The sequence below is a fragment of the Marinobacter bryozoorum genome, assembly GCF_023156245.1.
Taxonomy (GTDB): Bacteria; Pseudomonadota; Gammaproteobacteria; order Pseudomonadales; family Oleiphilaceae; genus Marinobacter; species Marinobacter bryozoorum.
This window is the reverse complement of record NZ_JAKZAH010000044.1, coordinates 1-21,610: the sequence shown is the minus strand read 5'-3', so window position 1 is coordinate 21,610 and position 21,610 is coordinate 1. Positions and strand designations below refer to the sequence as shown.

General features: G+C 59.2%; 19 protein-coding genes. 12 read left to right on the top strand and 7 right to left on the bottom strand.

Features of this window, described 5'->3' with window-relative positions:
- The first annotated feature begins 1 nt into the window (after position 1).
- Genes MLC59_RS17215 through MLC59_RS17205 form a run of 3 tightly spaced genes read left to right on the top strand, consistent with a single transcriptional unit; the run spans position 2 to position 1,021 of the window.
- Positions 2-364 (top strand): DsrE family protein, encoded by a 363-nt coding sequence (locus tag MLC59_RS17215; protein ID WP_248236635.1) that lies wholly within the window; start codon positions 2-4, stop codon positions 362-364.
- Positions 361-681: a sulfurtransferase complex subunit TusB gene (gene tusB, locus MLC59_RS17210; RefSeq protein ID WP_248236634.1), complete on the top strand. Its 321-nt coding sequence runs from the start codon at positions 361-363 to the stop codon at positions 679-681. Before MLC59_RS17215 ends, tusB begins: the two co-directional genes overlap by 4 nt.
- Before the next feature lie 22 nt (positions 682-703).
- Complete coding sequence (locus MLC59_RS17205) at positions 704-1,021, top strand: TusE/DsrC/DsvC family sulfur relay protein (RefSeq protein WP_248236633.1); 318 nt, start codon at positions 704-706, stop codon at positions 1,019-1,021.
- A gap of 139 nt (positions 1,022-1,160) precedes the next feature.
- On the opposite strand, the gene nfuA is transcribed toward MLC59_RS17205, so the two are convergent.
- Positions 1,161-1,748, bottom strand: a complete 588-nt coding sequence (gene nfuA / locus MLC59_RS17200; protein WP_248236632.1) for a Fe-S biogenesis protein NfuA — start codon at positions 1,746-1,748, stop codon at positions 1,161-1,163.
- A gap of 222 nt (positions 1,749-1,970) precedes the next feature.
- On the opposite strand from nfuA, the gene metH reads away from it, so the two are divergent.
- The 4 genes from metH (at position 1,971) to MLC59_RS17180 (ending at position 8,699) form a co-directional block, all read left to right on the top strand.
- Positions 1,971-5,666 (top strand): methionine synthase, encoded by a 3,696-nt coding sequence (gene metH / locus MLC59_RS17195; protein ID WP_248236631.1) that lies wholly within the window; start codon positions 1,971-1,973, stop codon positions 5,664-5,666.
- A 105-nt stretch (positions 5,667-5,771) separates the two neighbouring features.
- Positions 5,772-6,017 carry a DUF2970 domain-containing protein gene (locus MLC59_RS17190; protein ID WP_248236630.1) on the top strand — a complete coding sequence of 82 codons (246 nt, stop codon included), beginning with the start codon at positions 5,772-5,774 and terminating at the stop codon, positions 6,015-6,017.
- Between the two features lie 512 nt (positions 6,018-6,529).
- Complete coding sequence (locus MLC59_RS17185; RefSeq protein WP_248236629.1) at positions 6,530-8,182, top strand: nitrite/sulfite reductase; 1,653 nt, start codon at positions 6,530-6,532, stop codon at positions 8,180-8,182.
- Positions 8,175-8,699, top strand: coding sequence for a DUF934 domain-containing protein (locus MLC59_RS17180; RefSeq protein ID WP_248236628.1), 525 nt, complete (start codon positions 8,175-8,177; stop codon positions 8,697-8,699). Before MLC59_RS17185 ends, MLC59_RS17180 begins: the two co-directional genes overlap by 8 nt.
- Before the next feature lie 102 nt (positions 8,700-8,801).
- Here MLC59_RS17180 and MLC59_RS17175 read toward each other — a convergent pair whose 3' ends face one another.
- Both MLC59_RS17175 and sohB read right to left on the bottom strand, forming a co-directional pair.
- On the bottom strand, positions 8,802-9,797 hold the full coding sequence (locus MLC59_RS17175; protein ID WP_248236627.1) for a YhdH/YhfP family quinone oxidoreductase: 996 nt from the start codon (positions 9,795-9,797) through the stop codon (positions 8,802-8,804).
- A 31-nt stretch (positions 9,798-9,828) separates the two neighbouring features.
- Positions 9,829-10,890, bottom strand: a complete 1,062-nt coding sequence (gene sohB, locus MLC59_RS17170) for a protease SohB (protein WP_248236626.1) — start codon at positions 10,888-10,890, stop codon at positions 9,829-9,831.
- A 313-nt stretch (positions 10,891-11,203) separates the two neighbouring features.
- Here sohB and MLC59_RS17165 point away from each other — a divergent pair, with 313 nt between their 5' ends.
- Positions 11,204-11,518, top strand: coding sequence for an SCP2 sterol-binding domain-containing protein (locus MLC59_RS17165; RefSeq protein WP_248236625.1), 315 nt, complete (start codon positions 11,204-11,206; stop codon positions 11,516-11,518).
- Between the two features lie 92 nt (positions 11,519-11,610).
- Here the strand turns inward: MLC59_RS17165 and MLC59_RS17160 are convergent, their stop codons facing one another.
- The 4 genes from MLC59_RS17160 to MLC59_RS17145 all read right to left on the bottom strand — a co-directional run bounded on the left by MLC59_RS17160 (position 11,611) and on the right by MLC59_RS17145 (position 15,658).
- On the bottom strand, positions 11,611-13,320 hold the full coding sequence (locus MLC59_RS17160) for a FimL-related protein (RefSeq protein ID WP_248236624.1): 1,710 nt from the start codon (positions 13,318-13,320) through the stop codon (positions 11,611-11,613).
- 340 nt (positions 13,321-13,660) lie between these two features.
- Positions 13,661-14,359 (bottom strand): DNA polymerase III subunit epsilon, encoded by a 699-nt coding sequence (gene dnaQ, locus MLC59_RS17155; RefSeq protein WP_248236623.1) that lies wholly within the window; start codon positions 14,357-14,359, stop codon positions 13,661-13,663.
- Between the two features lie 4 nt (positions 14,360-14,363).
- Positions 14,364-14,813: a ribonuclease HI gene (gene rnhA, locus MLC59_RS17150; protein ID WP_248236622.1), complete on the bottom strand. Its 450-nt coding sequence runs from the start codon at positions 14,811-14,813 to the stop codon at positions 14,364-14,366.
- The gene (locus MLC59_RS17145; RefSeq protein WP_248236621.1) at positions 14,810-15,658 is read right to left on the bottom strand and encodes a class I SAM-dependent methyltransferase; all 849 of its coding nucleotides are present in this window, start codon (positions 15,656-15,658) and stop codon (positions 14,810-14,812) included. Before MLC59_RS17145 ends, rnhA begins: the two co-directional genes overlap by 4 nt.
- A gap of 92 nt (positions 15,659-15,750) precedes the next feature.
- Between MLC59_RS17145 and gloB the strand changes: the two genes are divergently transcribed.
- The 4 genes from gloB (at position 15,751) to MLC59_RS17125 (ending at position 21,540) form a co-directional block, all read left to right on the top strand.
- Positions 15,751-16,545 carry a hydroxyacylglutathione hydrolase gene (gene gloB / locus MLC59_RS17140; RefSeq protein ID WP_248236620.1) on the top strand — a complete coding sequence of 265 codons (795 nt, stop codon included), beginning with the start codon at positions 15,751-15,753 and terminating at the stop codon, positions 16,543-16,545.
- Positions 16,546-16,773: 228 nt separating this feature from the next.
- Positions 16,774-18,486, top strand: a complete 1,713-nt coding sequence (locus MLC59_RS17135; protein WP_427901740.1) for a lytic transglycosylase — start codon at positions 16,774-16,776, stop codon at positions 18,484-18,486.
- A gap of 201 nt (positions 18,487-18,687) precedes the next feature.
- A complete protein-coding gene (locus MLC59_RS17130) occupies positions 18,688-20,412 on the top strand; it encodes an extracellular solute-binding protein (RefSeq protein WP_345799792.1) in 1,725 nt (574 codons plus the stop codon).
- A 51-nt stretch (positions 20,413-20,463) separates the two neighbouring features.
- Complete coding sequence (locus MLC59_RS17125; protein ID WP_248236618.1) at positions 20,464-21,540, top strand: microcin C ABC transporter permease YejB; 1,077 nt, start codon at positions 20,464-20,466, stop codon at positions 21,538-21,540.
- The last annotated feature ends 70 nt before the right edge of the window (positions 21,541-21,610 follow it).

Sequence of the window (21,610 nt, the reverse complement as noted above, 5' to 3'; positions counted from 1 at the left end):
TATGGCTGACAGAGACCGTACCGGAACCCTGCTGATTGTGATCGACAACCCGCCCTACGGTGACTGGCGTGGTCGTGAGGCACTGGATATGGCCCTGTCGATGGCGGCGTTTGATCAGCCTGTCGCCCTCCTGTTCCGGGGTGAAGGGGTTAACTGGCTGAGAGTCCGCCAGAAGGGAGCGGCCATCCATCAGAAAACCGTGAGCCGTAACCTGGGGGCCGCACGGATGTTCGGCGTTGCCGATATTTTCGCAGACCAGGGAGCCATGGCCCGCTTCGGTATCGATCAGACCGAGCCAGGAGCCGAGCTCATCAACGCCGATGCCGATTTTTACAACCGCTTCCGGGAGGTAATTCAGCCATGAGCAATGCCGCAATGAGTGGCCCTGACACAGGCAGTGAAGCGCAGCCCACACTGCATCTGCTCAACAAGGCGCCCTCACACCCCCGGTTTCCTGTTTGCCTTGGCTCTGTGGGGCCTGAAGACCACCTCCTGCTGATCGAAAACGCGGTCGTTGCCCTGACCGACAACTCGGTTACGCTACCTCCCCGAACCAGTGCAATGATGCCGGACTGCCAGGCCCGGGGGCTTGCTGACCTGGTGGGCAGCACCGTGGACCTGGTCACCCCTGCCGGCATGGTTGCGCTTACCGACCGTTTTCAACGCATTATCAGCTGGTGACTGTTTCAGGAGACGATTGCGGATGGCTCTACCCGAACGAAACAACGAAGGTTTTCTGGAGAATGCCTGGCAATGGGATAAAGCCACGGCCGAGGTGATTGCTGCGGAATCCGGTATTTCCCTGACCGATGACCACTGGGAAATAATCGGGTTATTGCGGGAATTCTATAAGCAACATGAAATGTCTCCCCCCTCCAACCGGCTGTTTGTAAAAGCCGTGAAGGAAATACTGGGAGAAGACAAAGGCAACAGCATCTACCTGATGCAGTTGTTTCCCGGAACACCCGCCAAGACTGCCTGCCGCATAGCGGGACTGCCCCGGCCAACCAACTGCCTGTAGCCATCCGGTCATTTGCAGGCCATACCGCCAGCTGCACCCGCGCAGAGCCATGCCTGGCGCACAATAAAAAACCCCGGCCATCTGGGCCGGGGCTTTTCAGGGCAATGCAGGCCGGCAGCGGCCTGGCGAAACCAACCACTTACTGGTAGTACGCATTTTCCTTGTAGGAATGGTCGGTGACATCCCGCACCTGGGTGATCTCCGGTACCCGCTCTTTCAGGGTAGCCTCGACACCCTGCTTCAGGGTGAGGCTGACGGCGCTGCAACCCTGGCAGCCGCCACCGAACCGCAGCACTGCCACGGATTCATCAACGATTTCCACCAACTGAACGTCGCCGCCGTGAGAGGCCAGCCCCGGATTGATTTCGGAAGCAAGCACATAGTTTACGCGATCCGGAAGCGGTGCATCATCGTCGATCTTGGGCACCTTGGCGTTCGGCGCCTTGATGGTTAGCTGGCCGCCCATCTGGTCCTTGGCGTAGTCCACATAGGCTTCTTCCAGGAACGGCACCGAGTTGTGATCCAGGAACAGGGTGAACTTTTCCAGGTCCAGCTGTTCATCGGTCGGCACCACCTCGTTAGGCGGGCAGTAGGCAAGGCAGGTCTCGGCGTGCTTGGTGCCCGGCTGGGTCACAAAGATACGCACACCCATGCCTTCCACGTCCTGCTTGTTGATCAGTTCGGCAAGATAGTCTCTTGCTGAGTCAGTAACAGTAACCAATGCCATTTCGTCAACCTGTCAGAAAATGTGATGTTATTTTAACGGAGTTCGCGGGATCCTGAAAGACCAAGTAAAATAGTCAGACTTTATACTGGATATAGTCGCAACCCCGTCAATTAAAGGGGCAGCCACTTGATCCATGTCAGGGCCCACAGGACGCCATGGAACAACTTTGGTATTATGCGCGGTCCTTAATTGCACACTCATTACTCCCGGAAAGACCTGACCATGACCGATCGCGCAACACGAATCGCCCAGCTCAAACAAGCTCTCAAGGAACGCATTGTCGTCCTCGATGGCGGCATGGGCACGATGATCCAGAACGAAAAACTGGATGAGGCCGCGTTCCGCGGTGAGCGATTCCGGGACTTCGAGCGTGAGGTCAAGGGCAATAACGACCTTCTGTGCCTGACCCAGCGGGATCTTTTGACCCGCATCCATGCTGACTACCTCGAAGCCGGCGCAGACATCATCGAAACCAACACCTTCAATTCCACCCGGCTGTCCCAGTCGGACTATGGTCTGGAGGAGCTGGTACCGGAGCTGAACCTTGAGTCGGCAAGGCTGGCCAGGGCCATCGCCGACGAGTTTACCGCCCGCAACCCGGACAAGCCCCGCTTCGTCGCTGGCGCCATCGGGCCCACCTCCCGCACGGCGTCAATCTCTCCGGACGTCAACAATCCCGGTTACCGGAACGTCGACTTCCAGACCCTGGTCGATAACTACTATGAAGCCGCCAAGTACCTGTCCGAGGGCGGTTGCGACCTGTTGCTGATCGAAACCATCTTCGACACCCTCAACGCCAAGGCTGCCATCTACGCGGTACAGCAGTACTTTGAGGATTGCGGTGTCGAATTGCCCCTGATGATTTCCGGCACCATTACCGATGCCTCCGGGCGCACCCTGTCCGGCCAGACCACCGAAGCCTTCTGGAACTCCGTAGCCCACGCCAGACCGCTAACCGTAGGGCTGAACTGCGCCCTCGGAGCCGATGCCCTGCGGCCCTACGTGGAAGAGCTGTCGGCCAAGGCCGACACCTATGTCAGCGCCCACCCCAACGCTGGCCTGCCTAACGAATTCGGCGAATATGACCAATCCCCCGAAGAAATGGCGTCCGTCATTGAAGGCTTTGCCCGTGACGGCTTCCTGAACATTATTGGTGGTTGCTGCGGTTCACGCCCCGATCATATCGCCGCCGTTGCCGAGGCAGTCGCCAAGTATCCGCCCCGCCAGGTCCCCGAACGCCCGAGCGTGCTTCGCCTATCGGGCCTGGAACCCTTCACCGGGGATGAGAACACCCTGTTTATCAACGTGGGTGAGCGCACCAACGTTACCGGCTCCAAACGCTTCCTGCGCCTGATCAAGGAGGAACAGTACGAGGAAGCCCTGAGTGTTGCCCGGGACCAGGTGGAAAATGGTGCCCAGATCATCGATATCAACATGGATGAGGGCATGCTGGACTCGAAGGAAGTGATGGTCACCTTCCTGAAGCTGGTAGCCTCGGAGCCGGACATTTCCCGCGTACCCATCATGCTGGACTCTTCCAAGTGGGAGGTGATCGAGGCCGGGCTACGCTGTGTACAAGGCAAGTCCGTCGTTAACTCCATTTCCCTCAAGGAAGGTGAGGAAGAGTTCCTCAAACGGGCGCGGGACTGCATGCGTTATGGTGCCGCGGTGGTCGTCATGGCCTTTGACGAGCAGGGCCAGGCCGATACCTTCGAGCGCAAGACGGAGATCTGCAAACGTTCCTACGACCTGCTGGTGGGCATGGGGTTCAACCCCGGGGACATCATCTTTGACCCCAACATCTTTGCCATTGCCACCGGCATCGAAGAACACAACAACTACGCCGTGGACTTTATCAACGCCACCCGCTGGATCCGGGAGCACCTGCCCCATGCTTCGATTTCAGGCGGCGTGAGTAACGTTTCCTTCTCCTTCCGGGGCAACGATGTGGTGCGCGAAGCTATCCACTCGGTGTTCCTGTACCACGCCATCAAGGCAGGCATGAATATGGGTATCGTCAACCCGGGCCAGCTGGTGGTCTATGACGAGATCGACCCGGAACTCAAAGAGCTGGTTGAAGACGTGGTACTGAATCGCCGGGACGACGGCACCGACCGGCTCCTGGAGATTGCAGAACGCTACAAGGGCCTGGGCGGCAAGACCCGCGAGGAAGACCTGGCCTGGCGTGAATGGCCTGTAGAGAAACGGGTTGAGCATGCCCTGGTGAAAGGTATCACCACCTACATCCTCGAAGACGCCGAAGAATGTCGCCAGCGCGCCGAGCACCCCATCGAGGTGATCGAGGGCCCGCTGATGGATGGCATGAACGTCGTCGGCGACCTCTTCGGTGATGGCAAGATGTTCCTGCCGCAGGTGGTGAAAAGCGCCCGTGTCATGAAACAGGCCGTCGCCCACCTGATCCCCTACATCGAGGCGGAGAAATCCGAGGACCAGAAAGCCAAGGGCAAGATCCTGATGGCTACCGTCAAGGGCGATGTCCATGACATCGGCAAGAACATCGTGGGCGTGGTATTGCAGTGCAACAACTACGAGGTGATCGACCTCGGGGTAATGGTGCCCTGCGAAAAGATCCTGGAGACCGCTCGCAAGGAGAATGTCGACATCATCGGACTTTCCGGCCTGATCACACCATCCCTGGATGAGATGGTGCACGTAGCCCGTGAGATGCAGCGCCTGGAGTTCAATATCCCCCTGATGATTGGTGGCGCCACCACGTCCAAGGCCCACACGGCGGTCAAGATCGAACCCCAGTACAAGAACGACGTGGCACTGTATGTGTCCGATGCATCCCGATGCGTCAACGTCGCCTCCACCCTGCTCAGCCGCAAAGGCAAACCGGCATACGTGGAAGGTATCCGCAAGGAATACGACGAGATTCGCGAGCGCCGCAAGAACCGGGGCGACCGCACCAAGCTGGTTTCCCTGACCGAAGCCCGTGAGCGTGCTCCAGACATCGACTTCACCGGGCACCGGCCAGTACGTCCTTCCTTCCTCGGATTGCGCAGTTTTGAGGACTATGACCTGGCAGAGCTGGTGGACTATATTGACTGGACCCCGTTCTTCATTTCATGGGACATTGCCGGCAAATACCCGGCTGTGCTGGACGACCCCAAGCGGGGTGAAGTCGCTCGCAGTCTGTTCAACGACGCCCAGGCCATCCTCAAGCGGATGATCGAGGAAAAGCGGGTCAGGGCCCGGGCGGTCATCGGCTTCTGGCCGGCCCGTCGGCGCGGCGATGATATCGTCATTTACAGGGACGAATCCTGCAGCGATGAACTTACCGTGCTGCATCACCTGAGGCAGCAGGACGAGAAAGCGCCCGGGCAGCCCATGCGGGCCTTGTCAGACTTCATTGCCCCGGAATCCGACGACTGTGACTATGTGGGCGGTTTCGCGGTAACCACCGGCATTGGCGCCGAGGAATTCTCCCTGGAGTTCAAGGACGCCAACGACGACTACAACGCCATCATGGTCAAGGCCCTGGCCGATCGCCTGGCTGAAGCCTTCGCGGAACGCATGCATGAACGTGTGCGCAAGGAATTCTGGGGCTACCAGCCAGAAGAGACACTGGATAACAATGACCTGATCCGGGAGAAATATCAGGGTATCCGCCCTGCCCCAGGCTACCCCGCGTGCCCGGACCACACCGAGAAGGAAACCTTGTTCGAACTGCTGCAGGCGACGGAAAACGCCGGCATCGAGCTGACCGAACACTTCGCCATGTTCCCCACAGCCGCGGTTTCCGGCTGGTACTTTGCGCACCCTGAATCGAAGTACTTTGCGGTGGGCAAGATTGGCAAGGACCAGGTGGCGGATTACGCAGAGCGTAAAGGTCTGAGCAAGGCCGAAGCCGAACGCTGGCTTGCCCCGAGCCTCGCCTACGATCCGGCGGAATAGGTTGGCGACCGGAGGGTCGGTGTTGGGTGGCGCAAGAAACCTTGAGTTCTCAACGGCCACCCGGCATTCTCAATAGAACAAGAATAATCCGCAACGGGAGTTACCATGTCAGACCAGATCTCAGAACAGTCCCGCAACGACGATGTCCCGGCCCGCCGCAAAGGGCCGGGCGTACTGAAGGTTCTACAGAGCGTGTTGGCGGGCGCCTTCGGGGTTCAGTCAGGCAAGCGCCATGAAGAGGATTTCAACAGTCATAGCGCGGTGCCCTATATCGTGGCTGGCTTACTGTTTACCTTTGGTTTTATCGGAGTGTTAGCGCTGATTGTACAGTGGGTACTGTCGTCCCAATAACAGGCTCAGGGACGCATACCGGGAACGTGGCAGGAACTGACTGGCAGGCTCACCCCGGGGTGGCACCTGCCGCCAGGCAGGCCGCCGGTGCTACTGACCGGATACCCAGGTGACGGCGAAAGCCACCACCAGCACAACCAGCATGGTGAATGCGATGGCATCGACCTGACTGTCTTTCAGGGTACTTTTCTTCATAGACGGTTCTCCGTTATTGCTGTTATTGGTCTTGTTTTTCCTCGAATTCCGGCTACCGCGTCCGGCCCTCCTAATTTAGGTTACCTTCCCGGGCAAGTCCACCCGCCCGTACCCTGGATTGCTGTTTTTGTTAACCGGCAAGCCATCATACAGTCCCGGAAAATCGCACCCTACTTATCACTTAAATCGATTACCATATTTGGAAATAATCATTTTAAGAATAAGGGCGTGGTGCTATCCTGCTCCGCATCTGCACTGATTGACCGATGTCATCCCGATCCAGGAACAGTGCCCGGCTTATTCAGGGACACCCGATTATGTACGTTTACGATGAACACGACCGGCAGCTTCTGGCAGAGCGCGTTGCCCAGTTCCGGGACCAGACCGATCGTGCGCTCGCCGGCGAGCTGAGCGAAGACGAATTCCTTCCCCTGCGCCTCCAGAATGGGCTCTATGTCCAGCGCCTGGCACCCATGCTGCGCATGTGCGTGCCCTACGGCATGCTGCGTTCGAAGCAGCTCCGCCGCCTGGCGCGGATTACCCGTGACTATGACAAGGGCTATGCCCATTTCACCACCCGCCAGAACGTCCAGCTGAACTGGCCAGCGCTGGAGGATGTTCCCGACATCCTCGCGGAACTGGCAGAGGTGGAGATGCACGCCAACCAGACCAGTGGCAACTGCATTCGTAATACCACTACAGATCAGTTTGCCGGCGTTCAGTCCGATGAAATTGCCGACCCGCGGCCCTACTGCGAAATTATCCGGCAGTGGTCCACCTACCATCCTGAGTTTGCCTTTCTGCCCCGCAAATTCAAGGTGGCGGTGAATGCATCCGAGTATACTGACCGTGCGGCCATCCAGGTCCACGATATCGGCCTGCAAATGGTGCGTAACGCGGCCGGTGAGCTTGGCTTCCGCGTCCACGTGGGCGGCGGCCTGGGCCGTACGCCCATGGTGGGGCCGGTTATTCGTGACTTTATCCCGGAACTGGACCTGCTCACCTATCTCGAAGCGATCCTGCGTGTGTACAACCGTTATGGCCGCCGGGACAACAAGTACAAGGCACGGATCAAGATCCTTGTGAAAGCCCTGACCCCAGAGGGCTTTGCTGAACGGGTAGAAGCAGAGTGGGCTCATATCAAGGACTCCCCCACCCGGCTTACCCGCGATGCCATCGAGCGCATGAAAGGCTTCTTCACCGAACCTGCCTACGAAGACCTGCAGGACAACCCAGCGGCGCTGGAAACGGCGCGCAACGATAGCAAGGCGTTCGCCAACTGGGTTGGCCGAAATGTGGACCGCCACAAGAAGCCGGGCTATGGGATTGTGACGCTGACCATGAAAAAAACCGGTACACCGCCGGGCGATGTCACCGATCGTCAACTGGAACAGATCGCGGACCTGGCGGACCAGTACAGCTTCGGCGAAGTGCGGGTTACCCACCAGCAGAATGTGGTACTGGCAGATGTCCGCCAGGATCAGTTGTTCGAGCTCTGGCAGGCGATCCGCCCTATGGGCTTTGCCACCGCAAACCTGAACACCCTGACGGATATTATCTGCTGCCCGGGGGGCGACTACTGTGCCCTGGCCAACGCCAAGTCCATTCCGGTAGCCGAGTCCATTCAGCGCCGTTTTGACAACCTGGACTTCCTGTACGACCTGGGCAACATCGACCTGAACATTTCCGGCTGCATGAACGCCTGCGGTCACCACCATGTCGGCCATATCGGTGTGCTGGGCGTGGACAAGAAAGGCGAGGAGTACTACCAGATCAGCCTTGGCGGGGCATCACAGCACGATGCCGCCATTGGCAAGATCCTGGGGCCCTCCTTCGCCCGGGACGACATGCCCCAGGTGATCGAGAAGCTTATCCATGTCTATGTGGACAACCGGACTGAAGAAGAAGAGTTCCTCGATACCTATCGCCGTATCGGGATCGCCCCCTTCAAGGAGCGTGTATATGCGTAATATCGTCAAACACGACGGCACCATCATGGCCGATGCCTGGCAGTTGCTCGAGCGACCGGCCGAGGGTGACTCGCTGACCCTGCCGGAAGGCCCGTGCCTGGTACCCGCGGAACTGTGGCTGGCAGGCCATGAGCACTTCGCCGGTAATGACCGGATTGGCCTCTGGCTCGACAGCCATGAAGAGCCGGAGCTGATTGCAGAGCACATCCACCAGCTTCCGCTGGTTGCGGTGAACTTTCCCAAGTTCAGTGACGGTCGCGGGTACTCCACCGCCCGCCTGCTCCGGGAACGCTTTGGCTATCAGGGTGAGCTGCGCGCGATCGGCGATGTGCTGCTCGACCAGCTTCAGTTCATGAAGCGCTGCGGCTTTGACAGCTATGCCCTGCGCCCGGACAAGGACATCAACAAGGCGCCTCGTTGCCTGAACGTCTTCAGCAACCCCTACCAGGCCGCCACTGACAACGACGAACCACTGTTCCGTCGACGGGGCGAGTTTCCGGTCGCAGCCACCGCCTGATTTCCGAAAAGCCAAAAAAAAAACGCTGGTCCCAGAGGGCCAGCGTTTTTTGTTTTCTGGCCGGAACTGCCAGCGAATGGAGTCCGGCCGCATCTTCTGATCTCAGCGGGCGTGGTCCAGAGCGATCTTGCCCACGGATTCACCTTTCAGGAACGCCTTCAGCGCACCGTCCAGGTCACCCCGGCCAATATCCCGGGCTGCCGCCTCGGTTTTCGGGCATGCCCAGTCGGATGCCAGCATTTTCCAGACCTGGCGTTTCTGGTCCAGGGGAATTTCCACGGAGTCCACACCCAGCAGATTGACGCCCCGCAGAATAAACGGCATCACGGTGGTTTCTACCTTGGGGCCAGCAACCAGGCCGCAACAGGACACTGAGCCACCCGGCAGAACCTGTTTGAGCAATTCGGCTAATGGCGCCCCGCCAACCGTATCAACGGCGTTGGCATAGACCGGCTTGAGCATCGGCTTGGGTGAGGCCTCGAGAGATTCCCGGCCAACCACTTCAGATGCGCCCAGCGCCTTGAGGGCATCTACCTGATCCTTCTTGCCGGATACCGCCGTTACCGTAAAACCCAGGCCTGCCAGGATTTCAACGGCCACCGTACCAACGGCTCCACTGGCGCCGGTGACTACTACTGGTCCCTGTTCCGGGGCTGCGCCCATTCTCAGCAGCTTGTTGACGCAAAGCCCCGCCGTTAACCCGGCGGTGCCATAAATCATAGCCTTGCGGGCATCCCATCCGGCAGGCATTTCCACACACCAGTCAGCCGGTACACGGATATACTCACCGAACCCACCGGGGGTGTTCATGCCAAGATCGTAGCCTGTCACGATTACCTGGCTGCCTTTGCCCGGGGTTCCAGCTGACTCGACCACTTCACCGGCGGCATCGATACCCGGGGTATGGGGGAAGTTGCGGGTTACCCCCTTGTTGCCGGACGCCGACAGCGCATCCTTGTAGTTCAGCGAGGAGTGAGTAACACGAATCAGCACCTCATTGGCAGGCAGATCGGCCACACGGCAAGTTTCTTCGGCGCCCACGTACTCGCCATCCTTTTCATGGACACGCCACGCCTTGTATTCGATGTCATTACTCATAGTGATCCTCCTGGGGGGGGGTTGGGAATTGTTATTGGAGATTCTGGTTGCGAAAAGCACTCAGTACTCGCCAGACCGTATGCTCCAGAGCCGTGCTGGTCGCCAGCCCGAGTTTCTCCGGAAGGGTGCGCTTGCGCTGGAAGCCTACCGAGACCACCTCGGATCGCTCACAGGCGTCAATCAGGTACTCGTCTGAGGTCTTCACCTCATCGATAAGCTTCACCTCCAGGGCACGGGAGCCAAACCAGATGTCGCCGTTGGACACCTGGTCGATATCCAGCTCCGGACGGCGCTCGCTGACGTAGTCCTTGAACAGGTGATGGGTGTCTTCCAGGTCGTCCAGGAACTTGCGACGTCCTTTCTCGGTATTTTCACCAAAGACGGTCAGGGTTCGCTTGTGCTCGCCGGCCGTCAGGATCTCATAGTCTACATCGTGCTTTTTCAGTACCCGATGGAAATTCGGCAGCTGTGCGACGACACCGATGGAGCCGAGGACCGCAAAGGGTGATGCGACAATACGGTCAGCCACGCAGGCCATCATATAGCCACCACTGGCGGCCACCTTGTCGACACAGGCCGTCAGCCTGACGCCCTTGCTTCGAATTCGATCCAGCTGGGCAGCCGCCAGGCCGTAGGCATGCACCAACCCTCCGCCGCTTTCGAGCCGGATGACCACTTCATCTTTCTCAGGGTCGGCTACGGCCAGCACAGCAGTCACCGACTTACGCAGGGTCTCGGTATCCGAGGCCCTGATGTCCCCGTCGAAATCAATGACGAAGGTTCGGCCAGGCTTCGCCTCGTCACCTGCTGTACTGTGTTTCCCTTTACGGGCCTTGCGGGCAGCCTTGTCGGCTTTCTGCCTTGCCTTCTTCCAGGCCTTGCGCTGGTCAGGCTCCAGCATGCGGCCTTCGATAGCTTCACGCAGCTTGCGGTATTTTTCGTTGAGCCGGCGAACCGTAAGCTCGCCCTCATCGTCCCCTTCGCCACGACTTCGCTGTACGGCGGCGGCCGCAAGTGACATCACAATCACTATAGCGACGACAAAGGTCACTACCTTGGCGAGGAACAGTCCGTAGTCAGAGAGAAATTCCAATGCACACTCCATGATGTTCGTAGTACACGGCCTTTTACCGTGCGGGGTTGCCATTATGGTTCAGCACCACACCGCAACCGACGGAAACCCGATTGTAACCGAGGCCATGGCGTGTACAACCTCCCGCCGGGAAAAGTTATCAAACGATCGTTTGATTTTTCCTTGACACTCCCGGGTACGCCCCCTAAAGTCGGAATGAGTCGGCTGGCCGGGTAGCCCCCACCGCCCCCGCTGGAGCAGAGAATCGCAGCCGGCACCCGGCAAGGCGTGAAATCCTCACCCGCAGAGTCAGTTACACACTAAGGGAAAAATAATGTCCGTAGCCCAGGTATTCGAGAAATTCGAGCAGAACTTCAACCCGGAAGCCGCTGAAGGCATGGATCTGGTCTTCCAGTTCAATATCGAAGACGACCAGAACCACCACGTGATCGTTAAGGACGGCACCTGCAAGGTCGTTGAAGGAGACCACGACGATCCTTCCGTTACCCTGATCATGGACGCCGATACCCTCAAGGGCATCGCCTCTGGTGAGACCGACGGCATGCAGGCATTCATGTCCGGTCAGCTGCGCGCCGAAGGCGACATGATGCTGGCCACCAAGCTGGGCCAGCTGTTTTCCATGGGCTGAGCCGTTCGTGCGTACAAAAAAGGCACCCTCTCCTGGGTGCCTTTTTTGTTGGCAGACCTGAAATACCCGGCTCAGGGGCATGATCGGCTATCTCAGAGACCAGCATCGTCCAGCGAGGTCTCGGCCAAGCGGAGCAATTCCGGGTTGCGGCTGTCACGGGTGCCGATATTCTCGATGTAGTACTCCAGGGATGTGAGCGCGTCCGCCAACGATTCCAGCACCGCATTACCCGGAGGCTCTTTCACATCCAGCATGCGGGTCTGGATTGCACCAGCCACCCGGCCCATGATCCCGGCAGCCTCAGGGTCACCAATCATCTGTAAGCCACCCCAGATGCTATGGAGGGTATTCGGCAGATTGGCCAGGTGGAGCTTGTCGAAGTCGGACTCGACAAAGGCGGTAATCGCCCGCTTGGCCAGGGTCAGCGCGCTGCGTGCCTCGTCACCGACAACGATCTCCGCTTCCCGCAGGTAGAGAGAGCCTTCATGGGCCTCCGGACGGGCTACGGCCAGGGCGTCGGTCTCGGAAGTAATGCCGCGGGAAACCATTTGCTGTATGGCACTTTCCACACCAAGCACTGCGTCTGCCAGTGCATATAGCTCATCGTCAGCAGGCAAGGTTCCGGATTTCTCCCAGGTGCGCAAACGGTCAGCTTCGCTACGGGCAATATCCGCCAGGCGGTTAAGGTCAAGCATACTGAGGGTGTTGGCAAGCCGCCGCAGTGAGTCAGCAATGGTGGAGAGCTCACTGAGATCCGGTTCTATGCCCCGCTCGATAATATCGAGCCGGTCCTTGAGCTGGTTCAGTTCATCCTGCAGTGCGTTGGACAGGGACTTGAGCACATCTGCGCCCGGCCCGTAAAGACGCTTGCGGTGGGCCTCCATCATGGATTCCGGGTAGTCGGAGGGGGCCAGCTTCCACGCCGCCAGAATTCTCTGAACCTCCTGGTTCGCGGAACCGCTGCGATAAAGCAGATAAACCAGCTCACGGATGATCGCATCGTCCAGGGTGCGGCGGGCAGCCGTCCGACCCACGTACACCATATCGCGGCTGTACTTTTCGATACGCATCAACAGGCGCTTGCGGGCCTGGTTAAAGCCCATGGCGCGGTCAGTCATGGTTTCAGCCACCACCACCAGCAAACACCACAGCTGTTTCAGCTGCCCTTCTCCGCACAGGCGCGCGAAACCACGGGCCGACCTGGCAATCAGCTTCTTGCTGACTGCTTCGTTACGCTCCCGGATCACACCGACCAGGGCGACCTGAAACATCAGCCGCATGCGGCGGGCGTAGGCCTCAAACTCGGCATCGGACAGGTCGAGCGGCTCGACGGAAACGCCGGTACAGAAATCCGGTCTTTGTTCGGAATCCAGCTCGAAGAAGTGTGACTCCAGGTGCGGTGCCTCTCCCCTGGCAACCCGCAGCTCGTTGATGACAGGCAACAGTAATTCAGGGTGGTCTTCACGTTGTTGGTGGTAATACTCCACATAACGGCGGAGAATAAACAACGCACTATTGAGGGTGGTCAGCAGTATATTCTTGTCGTCACTGGCGCCCACAGGCACGTCGTTGGCAACCGCTACGGCCTCCTTGCACAGAAGCGTTCCGCCACGGAGTTCCACCAGCACGAAAATGCCCCGGAGCTGGTTCAGGTAATCGACACAGTTCTGGAGGTCTTCGCCGCTTTCACGGTTCTCCTGGAAGCGTTCCAGGCTGCTTTCCGCGTTGCGGATGGTCTGCTCGATCTCACTTTTGACGAGATCGAACGACTGGGACTTCGTCGCAAGTGACGAATGAATCATAAACGGACGCTTCCTGTCTCAGCTTTGCCTGCGCAGGTATCCCATCTTCAACATTGTCCGGGTACCTCCTGGACAGGGCTCACCTGAAGAGGAATTTCCCCGGGGACACCGACGCTCCGGCGCCCACCTGCAACGGGTACTGCCTGGTCGGGCGCCACTCCGGATTCACAGGAGCCGGAGTCGAATCTGCCCTCACGAGTTGCCGTAATTCCAGGACTGTCCATTACTTATAACACAAAAGCCTGGCCGCTCAAGTGCCTGCCGTCGCCACTTTCGAGATATCCCAAGCAGTTCTCAGTTCTGTACACGGGTCGTTGCAACCCGAACCGATACCAGCCGCTCAGGCACTGCGCCAGACCGCTTCGCTCCCGGCCTTCTCTACCGTATCCAGGAAGGCCTCGTGCGCTTCAACTTCCACATCGGAGGCACGGACTACCGCCAGCCCGGGGCGGTCTTTCGGCAGCCGCCTGATCACCTGGCCACTGTCTCCGCCATCGCTTCCCGCATCAAGCGACAGGGCTGTCTGCCCGCCCGTCAGCAGCAGGAAAACATCAGCGAGAATCTCGGAGTCAAGTAACGCTCCATGCAGGTCGCGGTTACTGTTGTCCACGCCGTAGCGCTTGCAAAGGGCATCGAGGCTGTTTTTCTGGCCCGGGTGCTTACGGCGGGCAACGGCCAGGGTGTCCAGCACCGAACAATGGTCGGCCACCTTGCGAACTGGCTTGATGCGGGCAAACTCAGCATCGATAAAGCCCACGTCGAACGCTGCATTGTGGATAACCAGCTCGGCGCCGTCGATAAACGCCAGGAACTCCTGCGCTATTTCATGGAACCGGGGCTTGTCTGCGAGGAACTCGTTGGTAATTCCGTGAACGGTGATGGCTTCCTCTTCCACTTCACGGTCGGGGTTGATATAGACGTGGTAGTGTCGCCCCGTAAGCTGTCGCTCCATCAGCTCAACACAGCCGATTTCAATGATGCGATGCCCGTCATTGGGGTCGATGCCCGTGGTTTCAGTATCCAGAACGATCTGTCTCATTACTTCACGACCCTTTTATTGCAGCCTTTTCGATACCCTGGTTGGCCAGTTCATCCGCCCGCTCGTTACCCGGCACACCGGAGTGGCCCTTTACCCAGTGCCATTTCACCTCGTGCCGGGCCACTTCCTCATCCAGTTTCCGCCAAAGGTCTTCATTCTTCACCGGTTTCCTGGCGGAGGTTTTCCACCCGTTCCGCTTCCAGCCGGCCATCCACTCTGTGATGCCCTTGCGAACGTACTGGGAGTCCGTATAGAGGTCCACCTCACACCCCCGCGTCAACGCCCTGAGCCCCTCAATGGCAGCCATCAGCTCCATGCGGTTATTAGTGGTACCTGTCTCACCACCACACAGTTCCTTCGACTTGTCCCCGTAGCGCAGCAGGACACCCCAGCCACCTGGCCCGGGGTTACCCTTGCAGGCACCATCCGTATACAGCGTTACACGTTTACTCATGATTCATCCACAGTCCGTATCCGCCCGGGTCCCTGATGGTACCGGGCCTGTCTTGAGGCGCCGAGTGTACCGGGTGTGGGCAGCGGAATCACCTTGCCGGGATGCCACATACGGCGGCGGACGATCGGTGCACAGACGCGCTTGCTGGCCAGGATGCAGTAGTAGGCACCCAGTGGCAGCATGCCCTGGGTGCCAAAATATTCCAGCAGGCTGCGACGTTCCAGAAGCCGCTCGTTCTGTAGCGGTAACCGGAAAAAGTAACTGCCGGAGCTCTCGACCGTGCAGTCAAGCAGGTTAAGCCAGTCCTCCATTCGCGAGCGCAGCAGGAACCGGCCACCCCAGGGGCCCCTTCGCCTGCGGCTGAGCAGCCGGCGAGCGCCCCAGGTACTGAGCGGGTTAAAGCCGATCACCAGTAGCTGACCACCACCACGCAGCACCCGGACTGCTTCCCGAAGCACCTGGTGTGGCCAGGCAGAGAAATCCGCGCTGTGGTGCAGGATAACCAGGTCGATCGATGCCGAGGGGAACGGCAACTCATCAGGGTCGCAGACGACGACCCCGCCTGGCAGCCCGGCATGCCAGTATGGCGTAGCGAGGATATGCTGGGTGAAATCCGTATCCGGCGCCAATATCAGGCGGTCGCTCAGGGCAATATGGAGTTGGCGCGCCCCACCGAGGTCCTGGACATGGGTATTGATGCAGGCCCGCTGGTCTTCCAGGAGCGCCTGTCCAAGCGCGGAGTGGAACCAGTTTTCCAGGTTCCGATGCGCAACCCGGTAATCCGGCCGCCGCTGACGGGCTCCCTGAAGTCGTTGCAGCCAATGGTCCCGATTGCCCTGTGCCATCCTTATCTCCCGCCCCCGATAGGCGCCCTTGGGATGGGCAGCCTGATGCACTATGATAGCAGTCACTATCTGCCACCTGAACCGAGGGCCCTATGCTGAGCATTACACCGATCCCGGCATTCTCCGACAATTACATCTGGTGCCTGGCTGATGCAGACTCCGGCAAGGCGTTGGTGGTCGACCCTGGCCAGGCGGCGCCGGTTGTCGACTACCTGGAGCGTCAGGGCCTGGAACTGGACACCATCCTGGTAACTCATCACCACCCGGACCACACCGGCGGAATTGCCGAGCTGCGCGAGCGGTATCAGCCTAAACGCATCGTGGCACCGGCAGACTCGCCGTTTACCGGGGGTACCGATACCGTCCATGCGGGTGATGAAGTAGTCTGGCAAAACCTGACCTTTGACGTGCTCGCCACACCTGGCCACACCCTTGACCATATAGCCTACTTCTCCGACACCGAGGTTTCGGGCCACCCCGTGCTATTCTGCGGAGATACCCTGTTTGCCTGTGGCTGTGGCCGGTTATTTGAGGGCACCCCGGGACAAATGGTGGAGTCGCTGGCCGGGCTGCGCAGCCTGCCAGACAACACCCTGGTCTACTGTGCCCATGAATACACACTGGCCAACCTGCGGTTCGCCCGTGACTGGCTGCCTGACGACCCGGCCCTGTCGGCATTCGAGGAACACTGCCAGGTCCTCAGGGATGACAACAAACCCACGGTTCCGGTGGTACTTGGAGATGAAAAACAGCGCAACCCCTTCCTGCGCTGGGATGACCCTGCTGTTATACGGGTGGCAACGGAGTATGGACACGAACAGGGCCTGGTGACAGACAGTGATAGCGGCGTATTTGCGGCAGTGCGTCACGGCAAGGATCATTTCTGATCCGTTACACTGTCAGCTCCCTGGTGGAGGGTGTGCCCCCTGCCGGGGAGTGCCGTTGCGATCCCGTAACGCGGGTTTGATTGACCCGGGTTACAGGCAGACATAGAATCGCCAACGTTTTTACGAACCCGATAACCCCGCTCGGAAGCCCGGGAACATCGCGGGAGTCTGCCCGACTTACCTGCCATGCAGACTTCCAGGCCCAGCCCGAGCCCTGGAATGTCGACTATGATGGCAAGACATAAGACCACCCTCACCCTCCTTACTGTATTGCTGACGGGGTGCTCCACGACTCCCGCCTGGTTTGGCAAGAGCGACGACACAGTACTCGACACCCATCAGCAGACTGTTGCCGCCGGAGATAAAGCCCTCAAGGATTCCGTAGAAGGCCGAAGCGAGGACGGTACAACCGGGCTGGATGATTCCATAGAGCCTTCCCTCAAGGAGACAGCCAGGAACGCACGTGACCGGCTCGAGTCCGGACAGCTGTCGGTTGATGAACCCGCTGAAGAAGAGCGTGACCTGTGGACACGCCTTCGCAATGGCTTCGACATGGACCACGACCAGGGGGACGAACGGGTTCAGCAGCAGCTTGACTGGTACACCCGCCACCCGAGCTACATACAGAGGGTTGTCGAACGTGGCCGCCGCTACCTGCACTATATTGTTGACGAAACGGAGCGCCGCGGGCTACCCATGGAATATGCCCTGCTGCCAATCGTGGAAAGCGCCTTCGATCCGTTCGCCTATTCCCATGGCCGGGCGTCCGGCCTCTGGCAGTTCATCCCGGGCACCGGCCGTCACTTCGGACTGAACCAGAGCTGGTGGCACGACGACCGTCGGGATGTGATCGCTTCCACCAACGCCGCCCTCACCTACCTGGATCAGCTTGCCCAGCGCTTCAACGGGGATCCAACCCTGGCGCTGGCCGCCTATAACAGCGGTGGCGGCACCGTAAACAGCGCCATACGCCGCAACAACCGTCAAGGCAAGCCCACCGACTACTGGTCACTACAGCTACCGAGGGAAACCCGCCACTACGTTCCCAAGCTGATCGCGCTGGCCAAGATTTTCGATGACCCGGAAGCTTACGGCATTACCCTGCCGTCCCTCGAAAACGAACCCTATTTCGAAGTGGTTGAAACCGGCGGCCAGATCGACCTGGCCCACGCCGCTGAACTGGCCGGTGTGGACGTCGACGAAATCTACCTGCTGAACCCGTCGTTTAATCGCTGGGCAACGAAGCCTGAGGGCCCCCATCGCCTGCTGGTGCCCCTGGCCAGTGCAGACCGGTTCCGTCAGGGCATTGGCTCCATTGACCCTGATACCCGCATGTCCTGGCAAAGCTACCAGGTGCGCTCCGGTGACAACCTGGGGGCCATTGCCCGTCGCCATGGCACCACTCCCTCGGTACTGAAGGACGTCAACAAACTCAAAAGCGATCTTATCCGTGTTGGCCAGCAATTGCTGATCCCGTCCGCCCGTGCCGGTCAGGACAGCTACAGCCTGAGCCAGGCCCAGCGCATTGCCCGCAAGCAGGAAAGCGCTGGCCGTAAAAGCGGCGGAGAGCGTGTCGAGCACGTGGTCTCCCGGGGCGACACTTTCTGGGACATTGCAAGGGAACATGGCGTCAGCGTGCGCCAGGTCGCCGCCTGGAATGGCATGGCTCCCGGAGATCCCCTGGTACCCGGTCGCAAGCTGGTCATATGGTCGAAGAACGCCGAGGCAGCATCAGGCACCCGGGTTACCACCAATAACCGCTCCGGCATGGTCAGAAAGGTCGGCTACCGGGTGCGTCGTGGCGACTCCCTTTCCGCCATCGCCAACCGGTTTGCGGTCAATGTGCGCGACATTGCGGCCTGGAATGACCTGAATACCTCACGTTATCTGCAACCCGGACAGAGTCTGGTACTTTACGTGGACGTACGGAACAGCCCCTGACTTTCCCGGTCCAATGCTTTCGAAAGTTTCCAGGGGCTGCCCCAGGCGGCAGCCCCACCAACGACAACGGGTATAACAACAGCTATGGCCAGCCCAAGGATTTCCCGCCTCTCATCCTGTTTCCTGCTTCTGGGCACTCTGACATTAAGCACCAGCTTCGCTACGGCGGAGACGCCAGCAAACAACGCTCCACCGAACTCCGTGGAACCTGTACATGGCCTTGCCATGCATGGAGAGCCAGCATACGGGCCTGATTTCAGGCACTTTGACTACGTCAACCCGGACGCGCCCAAGGGCGGAAGGCTGCGGCTCGCCGTCAGGGCCAACGGCTATGACAGCTTTAACCCTTTCGTGGTAAGGGGTGTGGCGGCGGCAGGCCTCAGCGGCTATCTGTACGAAACCCTGCTGGTCTCGTCCGCTGACGAGCCGTTCAGTGCCTACGGCCTGATTGCCGAAAGTATCGAGACGCCGGAAGATCGCAGCTATGTTGCTTACAACCTGCGCCCGGAAGCCCAGTTCCACGATGGCCACCCGATCACCGCAGAAGACGTGGCGTTCACCTTCGAGACCCTGATGGAAGAAGGCCATCCGTTCTATCGCAGTTACTACGCCGGGGTCGAGAATGTCACCGTGGAATCCGAGCACCGGGTACGCTTTGACCTGGGCGAATCCAACAACCGGGAACTGCCGCTGATCCTGGGGCAGATGCCGGTACTTCCAGCCCACTACTATCAGGAACGCAGCTTTGGGGAGAGAGGCCTGAATCCGCCCCTGGGCAGTGGGCCATACCGCATCAAGGAGTTCGAAGCCGGTCGCTACATTACCTATGAGCGTGTAGAGAATTACTGGGCCAGGGACCTGCCGGTGCGAACAGGTCGCTACAATTTTGACCAGCTACGCTACGACTACTATTCGGATGAAACCGTGTCACTGGAGGCCTTCAAGGCGGGTGACTACGATTTCCGGGTGGAAAGCTCGGCCAAGAACTGGGCTACCGCCTATACCGGTGATCGTTTCAATAGCGGACAGATCGTTACCGAGGCCATTGAGCACGAGCGACCTGCCGGCATGCAGGCCTTCATTTTCAACAGTCGTCGTGGCCAGTTTGCCGACCCCCGGGTGCGCAGGGCTATTGCCTATGCCTTCGACTTCGACTGGGCAAACCGCAACCTCTTCCATGACCAGTACGCTCGCACCAACAGTTATTTCGAGAACAGCGAACTGGCTTCCTCAGGCCTGCCTGAAGGCCGCGAACTGGAGATTCTGGAGCCCTTCCGGGACCAGCTTCCTGAAGAAGTCTTTACCGAAGCCTACGAAGCACCCTCAACCGAGGGCGACCAGACCCTGCGGGACAACCTGCGCCAGGCGATGGCCCTGCTCAAGCAGGCCGGTTATGGAATCCAGGACGGAACCATGGTGCATGGGGAGAGCGGCGAACCCCTGTCATTCGAGTTCCTTCTCCACCAGAAGAACTTTGAACGCATCGTTCTGCCCTTCAAGAAAAACCTGGAGCGCCTGGGTATGGAAGTAGAAGTGCGGCTGGTGGATACCAACCAGTATGTCGAGCGCGTTCAGAACTTCGATTTCGACATTGTCACCCAGGTGATCGCCCAGTCGGACTCTCCCGGCAACGAGCAAAGGGATTTCTGGCACTCCTCCGTGGCCGGGATCAAGGGTTCCCGGAACTATGCCGGCGTCAGTGACCCGGTAGTCGACGCCCTGGTAGAACAGGTTATCCAGGCCCCGGACCGGGACGAGCTGGTACACCGGACCCGTGCCCTGGACCGGGTACTGCTCCACGGCCACTACGTCGTGCCACAGTGGCACCTGTCGATGGACCGGATCGCCTACTGGTCATTCCTGGAACGGCCGCAAACAACGCCCAAGAACGGCGTCGACATCGACAACTGGTGGTATGGCAACTGATTCCATGCTGATCACCACTGACCACCCCCTCCACCGGAGCTGATTGCGACTATGGGCAGCTATATCCTCCGGCGACTGGCGTTGATCATCCCGACCTTGTTCGGGATCATGCTGCTCAACTTCATCATCATTCAGGCAGCACCTGGCGGGCCTGTTGAGCAGATGCTGGCTGAGATGCAGGGCCACGGCGGCAGTGCCCTGACACGCGCTGGCGGTGGCGGCGGGGGCGAGGTCTCCAGCGGGGGAGATTCCCGGGCGTCCCGGGGGATACACCCGGAACTTCTGGCCGAGATCGAAGCAATGTATGGCTTTGACCGGCCCGCCCATGAACGCTTTTTCCAGATGGTGGCTGACTACGCCCGCTTCGACTTTGGTGATTCGTTCTATCGCGACCGCTCGGTGGTAGAGCTGGTTATTGAAAAGTTGCCGGTATCGATTTCCCTTGGCCTCTGGTCGACCCTGATTATCTACCTGGTCTCCATTCCCCTGGGCATCCGCAAGGCGGTGTCAGACGGCTCAAGGTTCGATGTCTGGACCAGCTCGCTGATTGTCGTTGGCTATGCCATACCCGGCTTCCTGTTCGCCATCCTGCTGATCGTACTGTTTGCCGGCGGCAGCTATTTCGAGGTCTTTCCCAACAGCGGCCTGACCTCCAGCAACTTTGATGAGCTGTCCTGGCCGGATAAGGTCAAGGACTACTTCTGGCACCTGGTACTGCCAGTCACGGCCAACGTCATTGGCGGCTTTGCCACCCTGACCCTGCTCACCAAGAACTCCTTCCTCGACGAGATCGGCAAGCACTATGTGGTGACGGCAAGGGCCAAGGGGCTTAGCCAGCGCCAGGTCCTCTACGGCCATGTCTTCCGTAACGCCATGCTCATTGTCATCGCCAGCATGCCAGGCGTACTGGTCAGCCTGTTCTTTACCGGATCGCTACTGATCGAGGTGATATTCTCCCTCGATGGCCTGGGGCTGCTTGGCTTCGAGGCAGCGCTCAACCGTGATTACCCGGTTATCTTCGGCACGCTGTTTATCTTCACGCTGATGGGCCTGCTGCTCAAGCTGGTAAGCGACCTCACCTATGTGGCAGTGGACCCCCGAATCGACTTTGAAAGCAGGGAGGGCTAGGAGTCTGCGCGGCAGAAGTGTTTTGAGCAAGTGACCCCGCCGCGTCGAATCACAGTTCGGCCCGAGAACG